The 19,601-nt window shown below is 66.4% G+C and carries 22 protein-coding genes; 13 read left to right on the plus strand and 9 right to left on the minus strand.

Features of this window, described 5'->3' with window-relative positions; all coding sequences use genetic code 11:
- Positions 1–11: 11 nt before the first annotated feature.
- The gene (locus tag KBY93_RS01950; protein ID WP_255092555.1) at positions 12–1,394 is read left to right on the plus strand and encodes a 1-acyl-sn-glycerol-3-phosphate acyltransferase; all 1,383 of its coding nucleotides are present in this window, start codon (positions 12–14) and stop codon (positions 1,392–1,394) included.
- Positions 1,395–1,397: 3 nt separating this feature from the next.
- Here KBY93_RS01950 and KBY93_RS01955 read toward each other — a convergent pair whose 3' ends face one another.
- From KBY93_RS01955 to hpf, 5 genes are read right to left on the minus strand one after another with little or no spacing between them, the layout of a single operon-like run.
- Positions 1,398–2,621, minus strand: coding sequence for a glycosyltransferase family 4 protein (locus KBY93_RS01955; protein ID WP_255092557.1), 1,224 nt, complete (start codon positions 2,619–2,621; stop codon positions 1,398–1,400).
- Between the two features lie 28 nt (positions 2,622–2,649).
- Entirely contained in the window at positions 2,650–4,074 is a 1,425-nt protein-coding gene (locus KBY93_RS01960) for an MFS transporter (protein ID WP_399222345.1), read from the minus strand.
- A gap of 13 nt (positions 4,075–4,087) precedes the next feature.
- On the minus strand, positions 4,088–4,915 hold the full coding sequence (gene recO, locus KBY93_RS01965; protein WP_255092558.1) for a DNA repair protein RecO: 828 nt from the start codon (positions 4,913–4,915) through the stop codon (positions 4,088–4,090).
- Complete coding sequence (gene deoC, locus KBY93_RS01970; protein ID WP_255092559.1) at positions 4,915–5,595, minus strand: deoxyribose-phosphate aldolase; 681 nt, start codon at positions 5,593–5,595, stop codon at positions 4,915–4,917. Before deoC ends, recO begins: the two co-directional genes overlap by 1 nt.
- Before the next feature lie 28 nt (positions 5,596–5,623).
- A complete protein-coding gene (gene hpf / locus KBY93_RS01975) occupies positions 5,624–6,211 on the minus strand; it encodes a ribosome hibernation-promoting factor, HPF/YfiA family (protein ID WP_255092560.1) in 588 nt (195 codons plus the stop codon).
- A gap of 53 nt (positions 6,212–6,264) precedes the next feature.
- On the opposite strand from hpf, the gene lipB reads away from it, so the two are divergent.
- The 5 genes from lipB (at position 6,265) to queA (ending at position 12,089) form a co-directional block, all read left to right on the plus strand.
- Positions 6,265–6,942 (plus strand): lipoyl(octanoyl) transferase LipB, encoded by a 678-nt coding sequence (lipB, locus tag KBY93_RS01980; RefSeq protein WP_255092561.1) that lies wholly within the window; start codon positions 6,265–6,267, stop codon positions 6,940–6,942.
- Between the two features lie 29 nt (positions 6,943–6,971).
- The gene (locus KBY93_RS01985; RefSeq protein ID WP_255092632.1) at positions 6,972–8,963 is read left to right on the plus strand and encodes an AMP-binding protein; all 1,992 of its coding nucleotides are present in this window, start codon (positions 6,972–6,974) and stop codon (positions 8,961–8,963) included.
- Between the two features lie 67 nt (positions 8,964–9,030).
- Complete coding sequence (locus KBY93_RS01990) at positions 9,031–9,474, plus strand: YlqD family protein (RefSeq protein ID WP_255092562.1); 444 nt, start codon at positions 9,031–9,033, stop codon at positions 9,472–9,474.
- Between the two features lie 68 nt (positions 9,475–9,542).
- Positions 9,543–10,892 (plus strand): dihydrolipoamide acetyltransferase family protein, encoded by a 1,350-nt coding sequence (locus tag KBY93_RS01995; RefSeq protein ID WP_255092563.1) that lies wholly within the window; start codon positions 9,543–9,545, stop codon positions 10,890–10,892.
- Positions 10,893–10,931: 39 nt separating this feature from the next.
- Positions 10,932–12,089, plus strand: a complete 1,158-nt coding sequence (queA, locus tag KBY93_RS02000; protein WP_255092633.1) for a tRNA preQ1(34) S-adenosylmethionine ribosyltransferase-isomerase QueA — start codon at positions 10,932–10,934, stop codon at positions 12,087–12,089.
- A gap of 51 nt (positions 12,090–12,140) precedes the next feature.
- Here queA and KBY93_RS02005 read toward each other — a convergent pair whose 3' ends face one another.
- From KBY93_RS02005 to KBY93_RS02015, 3 genes are all read right to left on the minus strand, one after another.
- Entirely contained in the window at positions 12,141–12,740 is a 600-nt protein-coding gene (locus KBY93_RS02005; protein ID WP_255092564.1) for a superoxide dismutase, read from the minus strand.
- Between the two features lie 208 nt (positions 12,741–12,948).
- On the minus strand, positions 12,949–13,620 hold the full coding sequence (locus KBY93_RS02010; protein WP_255092565.1) for an FKBP-type peptidyl-prolyl cis-trans isomerase: 672 nt from the start codon (positions 13,618–13,620) through the stop codon (positions 12,949–12,951).
- A gap of 79 nt (positions 13,621–13,699) precedes the next feature.
- Positions 13,700–14,041: a phasin family protein gene (locus tag KBY93_RS02015; protein WP_255092566.1), complete on the minus strand. Its 342-nt coding sequence runs from the start codon at positions 14,039–14,041 to the stop codon at positions 13,700–13,702.
- A 50-nt stretch (positions 14,042–14,091) separates the two neighbouring features.
- Here KBY93_RS02015 and KBY93_RS02020 point away from each other — a divergent pair, with 50 nt between their 5' ends.
- Both KBY93_RS02020 and KBY93_RS02025 read left to right on the plus strand, forming a co-directional pair.
- Positions 14,092–15,546, plus strand: a complete 1,455-nt coding sequence (locus tag KBY93_RS02020) for a nitrilase-related carbon-nitrogen hydrolase (protein WP_255092567.1) — start codon at positions 14,092–14,094, stop codon at positions 15,544–15,546.
- A 210-nt stretch (positions 15,547–15,756) separates the two neighbouring features.
- On the plus strand, positions 15,757–16,131 hold the full coding sequence (locus KBY93_RS02025; protein WP_255092568.1) for an AbrB family transcriptional regulator: 375 nt from the start codon (positions 15,757–15,759) through the stop codon (positions 16,129–16,131).
- Positions 16,132–16,267: 136 nt separating this feature from the next.
- Here KBY93_RS02025 and KBY93_RS02030 read toward each other — a convergent pair whose 3' ends face one another.
- The gene (locus KBY93_RS02030) at positions 16,268–16,627 is read right to left on the minus strand and encodes an RNA-binding protein (protein ID WP_255092569.1); all 360 of its coding nucleotides are present in this window, start codon (positions 16,625–16,627) and stop codon (positions 16,268–16,270) included.
- Between the two features lie 131 nt (positions 16,628–16,758).
- Between KBY93_RS02030 and KBY93_RS02035 the strand changes: the two genes are divergently transcribed.
- The 5 genes from KBY93_RS02035 to KBY93_RS02055 all read left to right on the plus strand — a co-directional run bounded on the left by KBY93_RS02035 (position 16,759) and on the right by KBY93_RS02055 (position 19,600).
- Positions 16,759–17,316 carry a PAP/fibrillin family protein gene (locus tag KBY93_RS02035; RefSeq protein ID WP_255092570.1) on the plus strand — a complete coding sequence of 186 codons (558 nt, stop codon included), beginning with the start codon at positions 16,759–16,761 and terminating at the stop codon, positions 17,314–17,316.
- Positions 17,317–17,370: 54 nt separating this feature from the next.
- Complete coding sequence (locus KBY93_RS02040; RefSeq protein WP_399222352.1) at positions 17,371–17,649, plus strand: cell division protein SepF; 279 nt, start codon at positions 17,371–17,373, stop codon at positions 17,647–17,649.
- A gap of 114 nt (positions 17,650–17,763) precedes the next feature.
- On the plus strand, positions 17,764–17,907 hold the full coding sequence (locus KBY93_RS02045) for a chlorophyll a/b-binding protein (protein WP_094554677.1): 144 nt from the start codon (positions 17,764–17,766) through the stop codon (positions 17,905–17,907).
- Between the two features lie 52 nt (positions 17,908–17,959).
- Positions 17,960–18,685, plus strand: a complete 726-nt coding sequence (locus KBY93_RS02050; RefSeq protein ID WP_255092571.1) for a hypothetical protein — start codon at positions 17,960–17,962, stop codon at positions 18,683–18,685.
- A gap of 177 nt (positions 18,686–18,862) precedes the next feature.
- Positions 18,863–19,600, plus strand: coding sequence for a J domain-containing protein (locus tag KBY93_RS02055; RefSeq protein ID WP_255092572.1), 738 nt, complete (start codon positions 18,863–18,865; stop codon positions 19,598–19,600).
- The last annotated feature ends 1 nt before the right edge of the window (position 19,601 follow it).

Raw genomic sequence — 19,601 nt, forward strand, 5'->3', positions numbered from 1 at the left:
TCTGACCGCTGATGCCTCGCGCCGGGATCCTGGCCGCCCAACCGGCTCTTCGTTTCATCCCGCCGCAGTACAGCCGCTGGGTGCACCGGCTCTGCAGGGCCGCGTTGCCCATGCTGTTGCGTTCCCGGGGTCTGGTGCGTTTCGAGACTAGCGGCAGCGAGAGCCTTGCCGCCCTGTTCGCCGAGGCCCAGAGCGGCCGCAGCCGCTTGCTGATCGCCTTCCGCCATCCCAGCACCACCGACCCGCTGGTGATGGCCCAGCTGCTCTGGCGGGAGGTGCCCCGGGCGGCCAGAGCTGCTGGGCTGAGCCTCAAGGCCCCGGTCCACAGCCAGTTTCTCTACGACCGCGGCATTCCCCTCTGGGCGGGGGAGGCCGCCGGCTGGATCCTCTCGAAGCTGGGCGGCATCCCGATCCAGCGGGGCAAGCTGGACCGTCTTGCCCTCAAGACGGCCCGCAATCTCTTCGCCCACGGCCCCTTTCCCCTGGCGATCGCCCCGGAGGGCGCCACCAACAACCATGGCGAGCTGCTCAGTCCCCTCGAGCCCGGCCTGGCCCAGATGGCCTTCTGGTGCTGTGAGGATCTGGCGGCGGCAGGGCGCCACGAGCGGGTGCTGATCGTGCCGATCGGGCTTCAGTATCTCTCCACCAGCGACGACTGGGGACCCATCGATCGCCTGCTGGGGTGCCTGGAAGACCTGCTCGGCCCATCCACCACCTCACCGATGGCCGCCTCCCCGTTGCCTGCTGATCCAGACCAGGCCCAGCAGCAGCGCTACCAACGGCTGATCGCCCTCTCGGAGCGGCTGCTCTCCCTGCTGGAGGGCTTCTATCAGCGCAGTGATTGCGCGCCCTGGACCCCTGCTGGGGAGGAGTGCGCTCCAGCCGCTGACTTCCTCGAGCGGTTGAGCCGGCTGCGGGAGCAGGCCCTGGCCGTGGCCGAGGCCCACTTCCAGCTCTCCCCCAGGGGCAGCGTCAGCGAGCGCTGCCGCCGCATCGAGCAGGCAGGTTGGGCCTGCATCTACCGCGACGACCTGGACGATCTGTCCGAGGTGGAACGTTGCCTGGTCGATTGGTCGGCGCGGGAAGCGGACATCCGCATGGGCCACATGCGCCTGGTGGAGCATTTCGCCACGGTGAGCGGCTCCTATGTGGTCGAGAAGCCCAGCATCGACCGCTACGGGGAGGTACTGATGATCCTCTGGCGGGCGATCGCCTGGATCCGTGGCCGCGAGGGTGATCGTCCGCCTGCGCTTGGCCCTTGGCGGGTGCGCATGGTGGTGGCGGAGCCCATCGATGTGGGCGAGAGCAGCACCGCCTACCGCCGCGACCGCCGCGGGGCTGTGGAGAAGCTCACTGCCGAGCTGCGCCAGCGGCTCGAGGCGGCGATCGGCTGAGGCTCAGGCGGCAAGGCTGCCCTGGGGCACCAGCTCGGCGTAGAGCTCCTCCAGCTGCTCGATGTTGCGGGCCAGGGTGTAGCGCTCCAGGACCCGCTCCCGGGCCCGGCGTCCCAGCTCGGCGGTCAGCACCGGTTGATCGCGCAGCACCGGCAGCAGCGTGCGCAGCTGGGTGGTCACGCCCTGGGTGCTGATCACGATGCCGGCGCCTCCCTCCAGCACTTCCCCGTCGGCGCCGGCATCCGTGGCCACGCAGGCGGTGCCGCTGGCCATGGCCTCCAGCAGGGCCAGGGAGAGCCCCTCAACCAAGGAGGGCAGCAGGAAGACATCGGCTGCCTGCAGCAGAGCCACCCGCTGGTGCAGGTTCGCTTCGTAGCCCCACCAGAGCACGTCCTGCTCGTCGCTGTTGCCCTGCAGGGCCTGGCGCAGGGGGCCATCACCGACGATCACCAGCAGGCAGCCTGCCGGCCGCACCAGCCGCCAGGCCCGCAACAGCGCTTCCACGTTCTTCTCGGTGGCCAGCCGTCCCATGTAGAGGAAGAGGCGGCGCTGGCCAAGGCGGCCCCGCAGACTGGTCAGTTCCCGCGAGGGTGCCGCCGGATCGGGGGGGCACCACAGGCCGGGATCAACCCCGTTTGGGATCACGGCCAGCCGCTCCTCGCGCACGCCCAGCCGGGCCAGCACCTCGGCCTGAAGTTCAGAGAAGACGATCACCCGATCGAAGCGGGCCAGGGCCGGGGCGTAGAGCTGGTAGGTGAGCTGCTGGGTTCCGGCGGTGATGTTGCGCAAGCCGGCGTCGAAAGCGGGATGGAACGTGGCCACCAGCGGTACCCCCAGGTGCTGGCAGAGATCCGGCAAGCGGAAATCCAGGGGGGAGAGCGTGAGGCTGGCGTGCACCAGGTCGGGGCGCAGGCGCTCCAGTGATTCCCTCAGCTCCCTCTGGGCTCCCGGCGAAGGAATCGTGTACACCTGGGATTTGACCAGGTAAGGCAGAGCCACCTCATCAGCCCCAGCCCGGGGGTAATCCGTTGGGACCAGGCTACGCGGTTGGGTGCCGTCCAGTTGTTGGCCGGGATCCAAGGAGCGTCCGAGGCCAGTGGCGGGAGTATCGAAATGAATGAAACTGACCTGATGGCCGTGTTGCCGGAGCCGCTCGGTGGTTGAGAGGCTGTAGGTGACGTTGCCGCAGAAGGGTGACTTCTTGCCCAGCCACGCGATGTGGGCCAACAATTCAGGCCTCGTCCTGGAGAGAACGCTAGCAGCGCTGCCAGGGCTTCTCGATCAGGGCCGCCACCAGGGTGATCGCCGCCAGTCCCCACAGCACCGGCATCAGTCCATAGCGGCTCACCACAGCTCCGGCCAGCACCAGGGGCAGGCTGAGTGCCACGTTGATCAGGTTGTTCTGCAGGCCGAAGACTTTGCCGCGCATCGCTTCCGGGGTGTCGTCCTGGATGGTGGTCTGGGAGGGGATGGCCACCAGCGCCGCGCCGATGCCGAGCAGGCCGCAGAGTCCGAGAGTGAGCAGAAGGCTTCCCCGTCCCTGGCCAAGCAGCACCAGGCTGAAGGCAATCAGCGTCAGGCCTGTGGAGGCCATGCGCCGGCGGTTGAGGCCCTGGCCCAGCTGGGCTACACCAAGGGCTCCGCAGGCCATACCCACGCCGCTCATGGCCAGCAAGGTGCCGAAGCGGGTCGGGCCCAGCCCTTCGATGGCCGAGGCCAGGCTGATGGAGAGCACATAGAGCGCCGCCAGGATGCTGTACAGGAGAACCAGTTGCAGCAGGGCCCTTCGCACACTTGCCCGTTCGCGCAGCACCTCGATTCCCTCGGCGATCTCACTCCAGACGCTGGTGCCCCGCTCCACCCGTTCCGGTTCCTCCATCCGGATCGTGCTGATGCACAGGGCCGCCAGCCCGTAGCAAAGCGGCAACAGGACGAATTCCCCGCCGCCGATGCCGATCGCCTTGAGGCTGGAGCGCAGCAGCCGCAGCACCGGATCACCGATGGCGAAGCCCACGATGGTGGCCCCCATGCTGGTGGCCTGATACAGAGACATGGCCGCAAGCATGCGCGGCCTCGGCACCAGCAAAGGGATTGCGGCCTGCTCGGCCGGCGCGAAGAACTGGGTGAGCACGGACTCCAGGAAGGTCATGATCACCAGACCCCAATAGCCCCAGCTCAGCCCCAGCCACTGGGGCCCTGGCAACAGTGCAAGAGGGGCCAGCAGGGTGAGGCCGGCTCGCAGTCCGTTGGAGGCCACCATCACCTGGCGTTTGGGCCAGCGGTCGGCCCAGACACCAGCCACCGTGCCCAGCAGCATCGCCGGGACGGTGTTCGCCACGTAGATCCCCGTGGCCAGCAGGGTGATCATCTGGGCTCGGGTGTCCAGATCAAGCCGCAGAGTGGCCGCCGCCTCGGCCAGAACCATGTTGTTCTGGGGGGTGTCCGTCACCCAGTACTGGGCGATCAGGAACACCATCAGCACGATGTAGAACTTGTCGGCCAGTTGGGAGAAGACCTGCCCAAGCCAGAGCTTGCGGAACTCGGGGAGGGCCAGCACGGCCTGCAGCCCTGCGGTGCCCGATCCCGCCTCCGGGCCTGATCCTGAGGCGGGGCCCGTTTCAGTGGCTGGGCTGGTGCCTTCGGAAGGTTCCGGAAGGGGCGTGGCGGTCGGCCGGGACAATCCGCTTCAGGTGTCAGTCGTTCGGAGCCAATGATGGCGCAGCGCCATGGTGCCCCTGAGCCGTGGAGCTGAAGCAGCCCTGCAGCAGACGCAGGGCCTTCCCCCGGGAGCCGAGGTGCTCCTGGCACCACACCTGCACCAGTTCCAGCAGGCGCAGCCAGACCCAGGCCGGTCCCATCAGGCTGGCGTCGCGGCAGCGGGGCAGACTGGGTCGTGGCAGCCGTTGCAGCAGGGCCAACTCAGAAGCGTTCAGCACCAGCATCGACCCGGCCACCGAGCCGATCGCCAGCCCCTCGCTGGGCAGCAGGCTGCAGCGCCAGTCGCGGTTGCCCAGGGGAGGGGCCAGGGGCTCACCGCTGCGGGCACAGCGCTGCAGCGGTAGCCCGTAGCCCCCCAGTGCCAGCAGGTGCACATGCCCTTGCACAGCGATCGCCAGCGCCTCAAGGCTGTCCTGATGCTCGCTCACCACCGATTCCAGTCGACGCAGCTGCAGGGTGAGGTCGTCGAGGGCTCCAGCCACCCCATCCCCCTCGGGCACCAGGCGCAGGCAGAGCTCCGCCAGCGACTGGGCGGCTGCGAGGGCTTCGAGGCGCTGGCCCAGCTGGCTGAAGCTGTGGATCACCCGAAGCTGGCGCACACGCCGCAGGCCACGGCCACCGCCGACCTGGAGCCGCAACTGGGACAGGGGCACGGCCGCCGCCAGGCTGCTGCGGGGCCGCCGGGCGCCAGGCACCGCCAGGCGGCTGAGGCCACCTCCTTCGCTGAGCAGGGTGAGCAGCCGGTCGTGCTCCCCGAGGGGGCCACATTTCAGCGAGAGACCCTCCAGCGATTCCTCGGGCATCAGGCCGGGGCGCGCATGGCCTCGATCAGGGCCACGCCGCGGCTGGTGCCAAGGCGTGTGGCACCGGCGGCCACCAGATCGAAGGCCTGCTCCAGCTCGGCGATGCCACCGGAAGCCTGGATTCCCGCCCGCCCCCGGGCCAGCTCGCGCAAGTGGGCCACCTGCTCTGGGGTCACGGGAGATCCGAAGCCACTGCCGGTCTTGAGGTAGGCGGCTCCGGCATCGATCGAGGCCTCCACCAGCAGCTCCAGGGCGGCGGAATCCAGTCGTGCCACGTCCTGAATCACCTTGACCGGCAAGCCGAGTTCCACGATCGTCCCCAGCTCCTCATAAATCAAACTGCCATTCCCATCGGCAAGGGCGCCGAAATCGGGCACAACATCAAGCTCGTCAGCGCCAGCGCTGGCGGCGGCCTCCGCTTCTGCCAGCTTGATCAAGGCCGGCACCGCGCCGAAGGGGAAGGCCACCACGGCCACCAGCTTGACGCTGCCAGATCCGCCGAGCCGTTCGCGGGCGGCAGCCACCCAGCGAGATGAAACGCAGACTGCCGCAAAGCCGTAGTGCCGCGCCTGGTCACAGGCCTGGTGCACATGCTCCAGGCCCCGGTGTGGATCCAGGAGAGCATGTTCAATGAGTGGGGCCAGATCGGGCAAGGGCCCCCTGAACCTTGAGTCACGCATCACAGGGGCCAGGGGGAGTCAGCATGGATCAGGATTCCTTCGGCTGGATCACACCAAATCCACCATGGTTGCGGCGATAGACCACCTGGATACCACCGCTGGATTCCTCCCGGAACACATAAAAATCGTGGTCGATCAGCTCCAGCTGGTGCAGGGCCTGATCCAGGCTCATTGCAGGCATGGAAAAGTACTTGCGCCGCACGGCGGGAACAGGCAGGGTCGGCTCCCTGTCCCCGATCAGATCATGGGGAAGAACTTCCTCCAGGCTGGGCGGTTCGGTATCGTCGCCCATGGCTCCAGATGATCCGGCGCCGTGATGATCACTGAGGCGATCCTTGTAACGGCGGAGTTGGCGGCTCAGTTTGCTCGCCACCATGTCGATGCTGGCGTAGAGGTTCTCACTGCGTTCCTGGGCGCGGATCACTACCCCATTGGCATATACCGTGACCTCAGCGGTCTGTTGGGCCACCCTGGGATTGCGCGCCACGGAGAGATGAACATCGGCTTCTTTGACCAGCCCTTCGTAGTGATTGATGGCCCGTCCAAGCTTCGCTTCCGTGTAATCGCGGATCGCCGGCGTGACATCGAGATTGCGGCCGTGAATCAACAGCTTCATCGAGCAGTCCCCTCGCTGGTCGTTGTGGATCAACTGTAGGAAGCCATTCGCACATGACTTCGGCCCTCGACGCAATCCTTTTTGAACCACCCCTGCCCGTGCCTTTTGACCAGGCCTGGGCCTGGCAGCGGCAGCTGCAGGCGCGGCTGCTGCGCGACCCCGATGGCCCAGAAGCTCTGCTGCTGCTCCAGCACCCCCCCTGCTACACCCTTGGCCGCGGCGCCAGCGAGGGGTTCCTGCGCTTCGATCCCGCCGATCCTCCCGCCCCCCTCTTCCGCATTGACCGCGGTGGCGAGGTGACCCACCACCTCCCCGGCCAGCTGGTGGCTTATCCGGTGCTGGCGCTGCAGCGCCACGGTGGCGATCTCCACCTTTACCTGCGCGATCTGGAAGGAGCTGTGCTGGAGGTGCTGGCGGCCCTTGGACTTCAAGGAGAGCGACAGAAGGGCCTGACCGGTGTCTGGCTGGAGGGGCGCAAGGTGGCGGCGATCGGCGTGAGTGCGCGCCGCTGGATCAGCCAGCACGGCCTTGCTCTCAACGTGACCTGCCCGCTGGAGGGGTTCAGCGCCATCGTCCCCTGCGGATTGAGGGGTCATGGGGTGACGCGACTGAGCGACTGGTGCCCAGGGATCACCACCGCGATGGTTCAGATCCTGTTGTGCCAGGCCCTGGCCCGGAGGTTCGGGTTGGGGCTCCGGCCACCGAAGCCCACGGAACTGCCCTGGCGGTGATAAGCCTGGGCCACGCTCAGGACGAAAAGATGGATGGCAAGGCCTCTGCTGGCAGGCTTTCAGACAGCACAGCCTCGGTTCTCTGGTCGGGGGATCGGCTCGATGAACAGGCCCTGTCCCAGCGCGATGACTGGTATGGACTTCAGGGGCTGGAGGGCCTGTGGCCGATCCTTGCTCAGCGTCATGGCGAGGCGATCGCTCTCGATGCCCCCCACGCCCGTCCGCCGGAGCAGCTCTCCTTCCGCGAGCTCGACGCCCGCATCGAGTGGGCAGCAGCTGCCTTCGCGCAACTTGGCCTTGGGGAGGGCGAGGTGGTGGCCCTGTTCGCAGAGAACAGTCCCCGCTGGCTGGTGGCTGATCAGGGGATCATGCGCTGCGGGGCGGCGGATGCCGTGCGCGGCAGCAGCGCACCCATTGAGGAGCTCCTCTACATCCTTGACGACTGCGGGGCCGTCGGAATGGTGGTGGAGTCCGCGGCTCTGCTGGAGCGTCTGGCCCAGGAGCCCGGAGCCCTGGCCCGGCTGCGCTTCGTGGTGCTGCTGGAAGACGAAGCTCCAGCAATCGACTGCAGCACCTCATCCACCGGGCCGCGTCAGCTGAGCTGGGAGGCCTTCGAGACCCTGGGCCGTGGGGAGAACGCCCCCGTTCCGCCATTGCCGAGCCGGGGCCCTGAGCGGCTGGCCACCCTGCTCTACACCTCAGGCACCACCGGCCGACCCAAGGGTGTCCCCCTCAGCCACGCCAATCTGCTGCACCAGCTGCGCACCCTGGGGGTGGCCGTGGCTCCACGTCCGGCCGATCGAGTGCTCAGCGTGCTGCCGATCTGGCATGCCTACGAACGCACTGCCGAATACTTCCTGCTCTCCTGTGGCTGCCGCCAGAGCTACACCACCCTCAAGCATCTGCGCCCTGATCTCCAGCGGGTGAGGCCGCAGTACATGATCAGCGTGCCGAGGCTGTGGGAGGCCCTGCTGGCCGGCTTTGAGGACGCCCTTGAGGCCATGCCTCCCTCCCGTCAGGGCTTGATCCGCCAGGCCCTGCGGCTGAGCCGCTGGCATGGCCAGTCGCGCCGTCGCGCACTTGATCTCACCCTGGAGCCCGAATCGCTGCCAGGACGTCTGGGCGCAGGCCTTGCCTGGTTGCTGAGCTGGCCGGGGCACCGCCTGGCTGCTGCCCTGCTCTGGCCCAAGGTGCGCCAGCAGCTCTCGGGCGGAGCCCTGCGCACGGCCATCAGTGGTGGAGGTGCACTGGCCCTGCATGTGGATGGCTTCTTCGAAGCGATCGGCATCGAGCTGCTCGTGGGTTACGGACTCACCGAAACCAGCCCGGTGCTGGCCTGTCGCCGCCCCTGGCGGAACCGTCGTGGCAGCGCGGGGCAGCCCCTGCCGGATACGGAATTGCGCATCGTCGATCCCGAGAGCGGCGCGCTGCTGGTCTGGCGCCAGCGGGGCCGGGTTCTCGCCCGGGGCCCCCAGGTGATGGCTGGATACTTCGGCAAGCCCGAGGCCACCGCCGCTGTGCTGGATGGCGCCGGCTGGTTCGACACGGGCGATCTGGGCCAGCTTCTGGCTGATGGAACCCTGGTCCTCACAGGCCGGGCAAAGGACACGATCGTGCTCAGCAGTGGCGAAAACATCGAACCGGGTCCTCTGGAGGAGGCCCTGGTGGCCCATCCGCTGGTGGAGCAGGTGATGCTGGTGGGCCAGGACCGCCGTCAGCTCGCTGCCCTGGTGGTTCCCCGCCCGGAGCCGCTGGCCGCCTTCGCCAGGGCGCGGGAGCTGACGGACCCGGGTGGCGCTGTTTCCGTAGCCGATCGGGCCCTGCTGAGGGCCCTCAGTGGTGAATTCAACCGACTGCTGGCGGCCAGGCCCGGATCGCGGCCCGACGAACGCCTGGCCGGGGTGGCGCTGGTGGAGCCCTTCTCGATCGAGAATGGACTGCTCACCCAGACCCTCAAGCAACGCCGGGATCGCATCACCGACCGCGACGCCGGCGCGATAGAGGCGATCTACCAGGCCTGAGCTCCACGCCCCCGCGGTTGACCGCTGGACGCCTGGCTGAGAGCCTGGTCTCTGCGATCCCTCTCCCATGACTGAAGGCCACACCCTCTCGATCAAGCGCACGATCACGGTGCGGGCCGTGGTCACCCCCCGCTGGAAGGAGGACGCCGAGCGGGAGCTGAGTGCCGCGCTGAGCAACAGTGATCAGCAGCTGTCCCAGCTGGAGCAGGAGGGCCAGCAGCTGGTGGATGAGATCCGCCGACAGAGCCTGAACCCGCTCGATCCGCGCGTGCAGGAGCAGGTGGCCTCCGTGCAGCAGCAGGTGGCGGCCAAGCGGGCCGAGTTCGAGGACCAGAAGCGCACTCTGCTGGAGCAGCAGCGCCAGGTGCGCGATCTCGAGTTCGATCAGATCGTCGACCAGGGCCAGATCGAGGGCACCTGCAAGATCAAGGTGGGCGACAATCTGGTGGAAAAGCTGCAGGTGGCAGTGCTGGTGCGCGACGGCGTGGTGGAGGCGATCGAGGGGGGCTGATCTTCTGGCTCGGTGATCGGAGGGTTCCCACGTAAAATCCTGACGCAGCCTGCATTGGGATCAGGACTTTGGCGACCCACGAAATCTTCATGCCCGCCCTGAGCTCCACGATGACGGAGGGCAAGATCGTGGAGTGGCTGAAGAAGCCCGGGGATCGCGTCGAGAGGGGCGAATCGGTGCTGGTCGTTGAGTCCGACAAGGCCGACATGGATGTGGAGGCCTTCCAGGAGGGCTTCCTCGCTTCGGTGCTGCTTCCCTCCGGCGGCACGGCCCCGGTGGGTGAAACCATCGGTCTGATTGTCGAAACCGAGGCGGAGATCGCGGCGGTTCAGGCTTCTGCGCCGGCGGCACCGGCAATGGCTGCCCCGGTTGCACCAGCACCAGCGGAGGCCCCAGCCCCTGTGGCTGCTGCTGCTCCTGCCGCTGCTTCTGCAGCGCCACCGGCTGCTGTGGTGATGGCAGTGCCCGCACCAGTGGTTACTCCTGTGGCCGGCGGGCGGCTGGTGGCCACCCCGCGCGCGCGCAAGCTCGCAGCTCAGCTCGGTGTGGCTCTTGAAAGCCTGCGGGGCAGTGGCCCCCATGGCCGCATCCAGGCCGAAGACGTTGAGCGGGCCGCTGGTCAGGCCGCCAGCCTGCCCCGAGTGGCGGAGGGCACAGCTCCGGCGGTTTCAGCCATGCCTGCCCCCGCCGGGTCTGCCAACGGCTCAGCGGCACCGGCCGCCGTCGGTAAGACCTTCGGCAACCCTGGCGACACGGTGGCTTTCAACACGCTCCAGGCGGCGGTCAACCGCAACATGCTGGCCAGCCTGGCAGTGCCCTGTTTCCACGTGGGCTACACGATCAGCACCGACCGGCTCGATGCGTTCGCCAAGACGGTGAAGAGCAAGGGTGTCACCATGACGGCCCTGCTCGCCAAGGCGGTGGGTGTCGTTCTAGCCCGTCACCCCCAGGTCAATGCATCCTTCAGCGAGGCCGGCATGGTCTATCCCCCCGCCATCAATGTCGCCGTGGCGGTGGCCATGGATGATGGAGGTCTGATCACACCGGTACTGGCCGCGGCCGACCGCACCGATCTCTACAGCCTCTCGCGCTCGTGGGCCGACCTGGTGGCTCGCTCCCGCTCCAAGCAGCTCAAGCCCGAGGAGTACAGCACCGGTACCTTCACACTCTCCAATCTGGGGATGTACGGCGTCGACCGCTTCGACGCGATCCTGCCACCGGGCACAGGTGCGATCCTGGCCGTGGCGGCTTCCCGTCCAGCCGTGGTGGCCGGCAAGGACGGCTCGATTGCTGTCAAACGCCAGATGCAGGTGAACCTCACGGCCGATCACCGGGTCATCTACGGCACCCATGCCGCTGCTTTCCTCAAGGATCTGGCCCAGCTGATCGAGACGGCGCCAGAAAGCCTGGCCCTCTGAACTTTCGTTGTTTCCTCGGCCCCTCCGGGGCCTGCACCCCTGAGCGATCCGTCCGCTGATCTGCGGCTCTCCAGTTACACCTACGACCTGCCGCCGTCGTTCATTGCCCAGACGCCCGTCGAGCCGCGCCACAGCGCCCGCTTGCTGGCCCTCGGCCCCGCAACAGTTGGCTCAGGCGCAGAGCAGCAGGTCAGACATCTCAGTGTCTGGGACCTGCAGGAGGAGCTTCGCCCAGGTGATCTGCTCGTGGTCAACGACACCCGGGTGCTCAAGGCCCGGTTGCAGGCCCGCCGCGCCAGTGGAGGTGCAGTGGAGTTGCTCGTGCTCCAACCACACAACATTGCTGCGCCGCGGGAGGCGGCAGTGGCTTCCAGCGAAAGTTGCTGGATCTGCCTGGTGCGTCCGGGTAAGCGGGTGCGGCCTGGTGAGGTGCTCCAGCTCGAAGCCGCCGGCCAGCCGTCCCTGCCACTGGAGGTGGTGGCGCTCGATGAGACCACAGGTGGAAGGGTGATCCGCTTCCCCCCCGGCTGCATCGACGCCGCTTCGATCGAAGCTCTGTTGCAGCGCTACGGGGCGATGCCGCTGCCCCCTTACATCCAGCATCCGGATCCTGAGCAGGAAAGCCGCTACCAGACCCGCTATGCCACCAGGCCTGGAGCGGTGGCAGCCCCGACGGCGGGCCTGCACCTGAGTGATGAGCTGCTGGAGGCAATCCGCGCCAGGGGCGTGGAGATAGCCACCGCCACGCTGCACGTGGGTATCGGCACCTTTCGCCCCCTGGAGGAGGAGGACCTATCCAGTCTTGATCTGCACAGCGAGTGGGTGGAGATAAGCGAGGATCTGGTGGATGCCGTGGCTGCGTGTCGGTTGCGGGGCGGGCGGGTGATCGCGATCGGCACCACCAGCGTCCGCAGCCTGGAAGGTGTGGCTGCGTTCCACGACGGCAACCTGGTGCCCTTCCGCGGACCGGTCAACCTGGTGATCCAGCCTGGATTCCGTTTTCAGGTGGTGCAGGGACTGCTCACTAATTTCCACCTGCCCCGCAGCTCGCTGTTGCTGCTGGTGAGTGCCCTGATAGGTCGGCCGCGGCTGCTGGAGCTTTACGAGGAGGCCAAGCGGCAGGGTTACCGATTCTTTTCTTATGGCGATGCCATGTGGATCTCTCCTGAAGCGGTTGAGGAGGCGGCTCGCCCCTGAGCAGGGAGCCACCTCCGGCTGGATGGCCCCAAGGGAAGGGGCCGGTGAGAATCAGGCGGCGGCCAGGTTGGCGGCCACGAAGTCCCAGTTCACCAGCTTTTCAAGGAAGGTGGTCATGTAATCCGGGCGCCTGTTCTGATAGTCGAGGTAGTAAGCATGTTCCCAGACATCCATCGTCAGGAGTGCTTTCTGACCGTGGGCTAGGGGCAGATCAGCGTTGGCGGTCTTGGTGATCTTCAGAGTGTCGCCATCGAGGATCAGCCAGGCCCAGCCGCTGCCGAACTGGGTGGCACCAGCGGTCTTGAACTGCTCAACGAAGGCCTCGAAGCTGCCGAAGTCGGCGTTGATTTTATCGGCGAGGGCTCCGCTGGGCTGGCCGCCACCACCGGGTTTCATGCACTGCCAGTAGAAGCTGTGGTTCCACACCTGGGCCGCGTTGTTGAACACTCCAGCCTTGGAGGGATCTCCGGCCACGCTTGTGATCACCTCCTCGAGGCTCTGGCCGTCAAGGTCGGTACCTTCGATCAGTTTGTTGAGGTTGGTGACGTAGGCGGCGTGGTGCTTGCCGTGATGAAACTCGAGGGTGTTCTGCGAGATATGGGGTTCGAGCGCGTTGATGTCGTAAGGGAGAGCGGGCAGCGTGTGAGCCATGAACAGTGCAACGAAGGGGGAAAGGGCGGAGCCCATGGGGGACCGCCTGTTGAGGCGGCATGGCACAGGCCTGTGGCTGAGTCCCGGCGGCACGTCGAGAAAAGGCGAGCTGGATCTGTCACCAATGTGACCATGAACAGCTTGACCGGCGGTCCACCGGAGCTCTCATATTAACGAGATGAGCCCTGGCCCAGTTGCAGGATGAGGCTCAGCCTCCGACCCCGAGCAGTTCCACCTCAAATGTGAGGGTTGCGTTGGGGGGAATGACGCCGCCGGCGCCCCGTTCGCCGTAGGCCAGATCCGGTGGGATCACCAGTTTGCGCTTGCCGCCCACCTTCATACCGGCCACGCCTTCATCCCAGCCCTTGATCACCCGACCGGCTCCAAGCGGGAAGGAGAAGGGGCCACGGCCGTAGCTGCTGTCGAACTCCTTGCCGCTGGCGAGGGTGCCGCGATAGTTGACTTGGACGGGCTGGCCGCTCACGGCCTCTGCACCCTCGCCGACCACCAGATCGGTGATGCGCAGGCCACTGGGGGTGACCACTTCCTTTGCGGCCACCAATTCGCCTCCCAGGCCGGATGCGCCCACTTGGGCAACGGAGGCGTCGGCGAGGGCGGAGGTGTCGTTGGGACTGTCGGAGGCCATGGTGAACAGCGAGGGATTCGGATCGTCGGGGTCGAGCTCGATCCGACCGCTGGGTGCTGCAGGCGCCTGATTGATGGCTGAGCTGACCGAAGCCACGGCAGCTGAGCCAACGGAGGCAGTGCTGACAGCACCGCTGCCGCTGGCCTCGACTGTGCTGGGAGAAATCAGCTGACTGGCCAGGGCCAGCAGCAGGCAGGCGACGCAGACGCCGGTGCTGATCAGGATGTCACGCATGGAACGGTGTCTGGCTGCCAGGCCGGAACGAGCTGGCAGGCATTCTGCCAGCGCCGGGGATGACGACTCCTGTGCCCCGTCAGTCGGGCACTTCGGCCCCTTCACGTCGGCTGCGCAGCTGTTGCTCCAGCCGGTCGATGCGGCCCCTCAGCTCATCCACCTCGCGCTGGCGGGCCAGCCCCAGGTCCTGAAGGAAGTGATCGATGCCTCGCTCCATGGTGCGCTCGGCCTGCTTCTCCAGCTCGGGGTTCTCCCCCCGCAGCGAGCGCATCACGTCGTCGACGAGCACCGTGGCTTCGCCGGGATCCAGGCGGCCGCTTGTCACCCAGGCCTGAGTGACGTTGCGCAGACGGTCGGCCACCAGGGAACTGGTGCCCAGTCCACGCAGGATCAGTTGCTGGAGCAGATTGTCCCGGTCCATGGCGGCAAGCGCTGACCATCTGATGATGTCGTTGCATGCCGGCGCAGGCCATGGGAGATGACCGGCGCCTGAGGGTGATCACCGCCCTTGCCGGTGCCCTGGCGGGACTCTCCCTGGCACCCCTGGGCCTGCCGCCGCTGCTCTGGCTGGCCCTGGTTCCCCTCTGGGGAGCCACTCCTGCTGCCGCCGGCCTCTGGGGGGGCGTTGCGGTGCTGGTCAGCCATCGCTGGCTGCTTTGGTTGCATCCCCTCGACTGGATCGGTGTCCCCGGCCCCCTGAGCCTGCCGATCTGCCTGGCGATCTGGTTGGCCTGCGGTCTGGCCGGGGGGGGGCTGGTGGCGATCTGGGGCTGGCTGGTACGCCGCCTTGACCCCCGCCGCCTCGCCACGGCGCTGCTGGCCTCCGGGCTCTGGGGGCTGGCGGAAGTGCTCCTGGCCGCCGGACCCCTGTTCTGGATCGGGCTGGGTGCCTCCCCCCTGCCCGCCGATCGGGCTCTGGCCGGGCTGGCGGCTGTGGGCGGATCCGGCCTGGTGGCTGCCGTTCAGCTGTTGATCGGCTGGTTCTGCTGGCGCACTTTGGTGGCGCCTGCGGTCAGCCGGCGTGGCTGGGGCCTGGGTCTGGCCGCTCTGCTGCTGTTCAGCCATGGCCTCGGCTGGAGCCAGCTGCGGGCCGATCGCGTGGAGCGGGGGGAGTCCTTCCGGGTGATGGTGCTGCAACCAGCGCTGCCCACCCGGGAGAAGTTCGAGCCCGAGCGCCAGCGGGACCTGCTGGTGCAGATCGCCAGGGCCCGTCAGCAGGCGGCCGCCCTGGGGGTGCCCCTGCTTCTGCCGGAAGGAACGTTGGTGCTCGGGCAGGCCATGCCCGAGGCCGAGGCGGAAGTCCTCAGTGGTGGCTTCCGCCTTGAAGGGGAGGAGTTGCGCAGCAGTGTCCTCCGCTTCGAGCCCAGTTCGAGTCAAGCCTCCAGTTGGGTCGACAAGGCCAGGGTGGTGCCTCTGGGCGAATGGGTGCCCCTGGCGCGCTTCTGGCGCTGGGGTGGACTGTCTGCCGTGGGGGGTGTGGAGCCGGGGCCGCCCGCGCGGCTGCTGAGACGCAGCGGCGCGGATCCGGCGGTGGCGATCTGCTACGAACTGGCCAATGGCGAGGGCCTGCGCGAGGCCACCGCGGCTGGGGCCGGTTGGTTGATGGCCAGTGCCAATCTCGACCCCTATCCAGCCCTTCTGCGTGATCAGTTCACGGCCCTGGCCCAGCTGCGGGCGATCGAGGTGGGCCGCTGGTTGGTCAGCACTGCCAACACAGGACCCAGTCTGGTGATCGACGCTCAGGGGGTGGTTCGCGCCGCCTTGCCGACGGGGCGGGCTGAGCTGGGGGTGTTCGAACTGGAGCGGCTGAAGCGGGCCACGACCTATCAAATCTGGCGCGAAGCACCCCTGATCCTGATGATTCTGCTGGGGGGGGCAAGCCGGTGCTTCTGGTTTCAGCGACCTCGCCGCGGCCATTCCCACTGAACGGATCAGATCGGTCTTGCCAGTGCAGAGAGGATCCTGCAACTTCGCGGCCATGACTCACCTGATCAGGATCAGGATGTCCTGACCGGGAATGTGCGTTGAACGGGATCTTCGTTGGATCTGAACTGGCCTGGCCAGGTTGCTTTCTCCGCCAACCTCAACGAACGCACGCCATTCAGTATGTTGTCTATGATGTTCTCAAGCAATGCCATGTTGACTGGTGCCGATCTGCTCGCCAAGGTCAAGGAGCTGGGTGAGGTCAGCAAATCAGAGCTGGTGCGCTCTGCCGGCTACGTCAGTACCAAGAAGGACGGCAGTGAGCGATTGAATTTCACGGCGTTTTACGAAGCTCTGCTGGAAGCCAAGGGCGTCAACCTCGGCCCCAGCGGTGGCGGTCAGGGAGCCGGCAAAGGTGGACGCAAGCTCAGCTACATCGCCACTGTTCAAGGCAACGGCAACCTGCTGGTGGGCAAGGCTTACACGGCTCTGCTCGACCTCAAGCCCGGGGATGAGTTCGAGCTGAAGATCGGCCGTAAGCAGATCCGCCTGGTGCCTGTCGGCGCTGAAGACGAAGGGGAGGAGTGATCCTTTCCCCATCTGCATGAAGCGCTTGGGGTGCCCGGACTGTTGTTCAGGGTGCCCCAATAAAAAACCCCGCCTTGGCGGGGTTGATCAAAGTGCCAAAGATCAGGCGAACCTGATCTTTGGCTTGGGTGAAGACTCAGTAGCGGCTGCGACCACCGCCGCCGCCGCCGCCGCCGCCGTAGCCACCACCACCACCACCACCACCGCCGCCGTAGCCGCCGCCACCGCCGCGATTGCCACCACCGCCACCGCCACCGCGGGGCTCAGCCTTGTTGACCCGGATCATCCGATTCATCCATTCGACGTTCTGAAGATCGTCGATGGCTTTCTGCTCTTCGGCGTCGTTCGCGAGTTCCACGAACGCGAAACCGCGCTTGCGTCCAGTTTCCCGATCAAGGGGCAGGCTGCACTGGCGCACTTCTCCGTACTGACTGAAAAGGTCACGGAGATCCTCTTGCTCGGCATCGAACGAGAGGTTGCCTACGTAGATTGTCATGTAACTTTAAATAACTTGAACGGATCCGTCGACGGCTGGAAGTGTTGCTCTCGCCAGTGATCGAAAAATCAAAAATCACTTTACACACGCCCCCGTCCCTGCCCCCCACCCTTCCCAACCCCTTTGGTGCCATGACTCCCCGTGAACAGTTGCTTGAAGGGTTGTGCAACCCCGCTGCGCTCGGCGATCAGCGGATCCGCTCCCTGATCGAAACTCTCGAGCAGGAGTCACCCGCTGATCTGCTGCAACGGCCGGACCATCTGGAGGGGGTCTGGGAGTTGCGCTGGTGCAGCAGCAAGGCTCCTTACCTGCGGGTTGCTCCATGGATCGACAACCTTCAGGTGCTGGTCCCGGCCCGTGCCCGGGCCATGAACCTGCTGCGCCTCACTGGTGCCTTTTCGGGCCTGGGTGGCATCGCCGTGCTGGCGCGGATTGCCGTTCAGGGGCCTCAGCGGGTATCGGTGAGCTTTGAGCGGGGAGGTTGGATCGGCCCGGGGCTGGGACCGATGCAGTTGCGCCTGTTGCGTCAGGTGAGCCAGAGCTACCCGGCCTGGCTGGACATCACCGTTCTGGATCAGGAGTTGCGCATCTGCCGGGGACAGACCGGGACTGTCTTTGCCCTGCGCCGACGGGAAGAGCTGTGCTGCGACGACCTTCTCGCCCTGGCTGAACCTGCGCCCCAGCTCTGAACCGTGCAGGTGCAGAGGTTGGCGCCGCTGGGCTGCCCATGGCACCGTGATGGCATGGATCGGTTTTCCGACTTGGCTCCCGAAGTCGTTCTGATGGAGCCGCGCCGTTTTGAGGACGTCCTGCAAGCGGTTCAGGCTGTGCGTGAGCGCAAGACAGTGGTGCTCAACTTCGGTTCGATGCCACCGGAGGAGGCCCAGCGCTCGGCGGATTTTGTCTCCGGCGGAGTTTTCGCTCTCGATGGGCACCAGGAGCGACTCGGGGAGATGGTCTTTCTCTTTGCCCCCTTCGGAGTGGATGTGAGCCGGGATCCCGGCAGCAGCGCCGAGCCGTGAGCCGCCGCCGTGAATCGCTGTGGATCTGCCCCATGGCCCGGTCGTTTCTTGGCCGCCTCTTAACAATGCTCAAAGATTTGTGTTACGCTTCGCAAAGCACTTCGCTCTCCTCCAATGGCTGACTCCACCACCCGCTTCGGTTTTGTTGCGTTCGCTGAAACCTGGAATGGCCGTCTGGCCATGCTTGGCTTCGTGATTGGCCTGGCTACAGAGGTCCTCACCGGCCAAGGCATCCTCGGCCAGATCGGCCTGGGCTGATCGCGGCATCCACGAGCAACAGGTTCCCGTCATGACGGGCTCATCACCGGCCATGACCACCACCCTGGCGTTCACATTCAGCTTTGCTCCTCCCCGGGAAGGGGAGGAGTCCATTAGCTGGAGCCAAGTAGTCGCAGATCATCAGGCTTCCCTCTGTGATGCAAGGGCACTGCGCATCCTGCGCTGCCCCAAGGCATGGAGCGGCAGCCTCGATTCCCTCGTACAGGCTGGGCAGGCCACGATCAGCTGCGAAGATCCTTTCGTTGGCCTGCCCAACACCGGTCCTGCGCGGGAACGGCTCCTATGTGATGCCGTCATTCCTCGTTTCGACGCCTCTCGCCTCTGGTTGCAGGTTCACGTCCTGGAAGCCGGCCAAGGTGTTTCGCCTACCGATGCTCCGCTTGGACACGAACGGCTTGATGCAGTTCCGCTCCAGCAGTTGAGCAACGAAACCTGCTGGTTCTACCCAACCGAGGATGGCGATTACCTTGCGTCGGAACGAACCATTGACGTGCGTTTCGGTCCTGGGGTGATGGCTGAACCATTGCCGACCTCCCAGCCGTTGTCCTATGACCGCGGCGATCTGCGCCTGCTGTGGTCGCTGATGGCAGATGACGAGGATCTCAGTTGTGTGGGACTCACCTATCAGCGCCGCCGGATCGAATTCCCCCGCCATGCTGAACAGCCAGCCACCACGGCCACCTGGTCCTCCTTCCGGGTGGACGGCATGGCCAGTCCCTCCTTCCAGCGCCTCTCGACGATCTCCACCTACGGCTGATTAGACAGCTTTAGGTCGAGCAGCAAGTCAAGGTGAGGTGCCGTCAGATTTTTTCAGATCCGAGGCTTGGGCGACAGCCAACCGAATTATCGAGGCGATGCCCCTCAACAGGACCGGCAGGATCGATCGCCTCGTACTGCGGCAGCCTGCTGTCGGCTCACTTCAGGCCTATTGAAGATGGGATTTGATCCGCGCAGCTGGGCCCGTGCGCCGGCCCGGGGCGCCCATGTCACAGCCAACATTGACGCGCTGCTCGCCGAGAACGAAGCCCTGCGCCGGGAGGTATTTCTTCTGCGGCAGCAGCTCCTGCGCCAGCAGGCCCCAGGATCCGTTTTCAGGGGCGAAGTCAGTGTCGAGCGGGTGGAGGCCTGGGGTCAGGCTCTCGCCCGTCATCCCCGCTGGCGTGAGCTTCGGGTGGGCGCCTCGGCTCGGGTGGGGGAGACGCTGGTCTTCAGCGGCCTGCGTGGCCTGCTTGAGCATCTGAGCCGCCAGTGGAGCGATCCCCGTGCCCAGCTGGAGGAGGAGCTTGATCGCCGCCTGCCAGGCCTCGGCAGTGCTCTGCGGCAGGCGCTGCGCGGCCCGCAGACCAAGGCTCGCCTGGCGGTACGGGTTGCCTTTGCGGTGTATGGCGTGCGGGCAACTGAATGGCTCTCGGAATCGCCCTTGCGTGTGGTCGACGAGCTGCTGGAGCGGATTGCCGCCCTGGAGCAGGCGGCCCGCCCGGCTCCGGCCGAGGACAGCACCGATCCAGAGCGGGCGGCCGCCTTTGCGGCGCTTGGTCTGCGCTGGGGTGCCTCGAGCGAGGCCATCAAGCGGGCCCACCGCCGCCTGGTGAAGACCCACCATCCCGACCAGGGTGGAGCCGTTGATGACTTCCGCCGTATCCATGCGGCTTATCAGCTGCTGATGGCCTGAG

The sequence above is a fragment of the Synechococcus sp. J7-Johnson genome (assembly GCF_024345795.1).
Lineage (GTDB): Bacteria > Cyanobacteriota > Cyanobacteriia > PCC-6307 > Cyanobiaceae > Regnicoccus_A.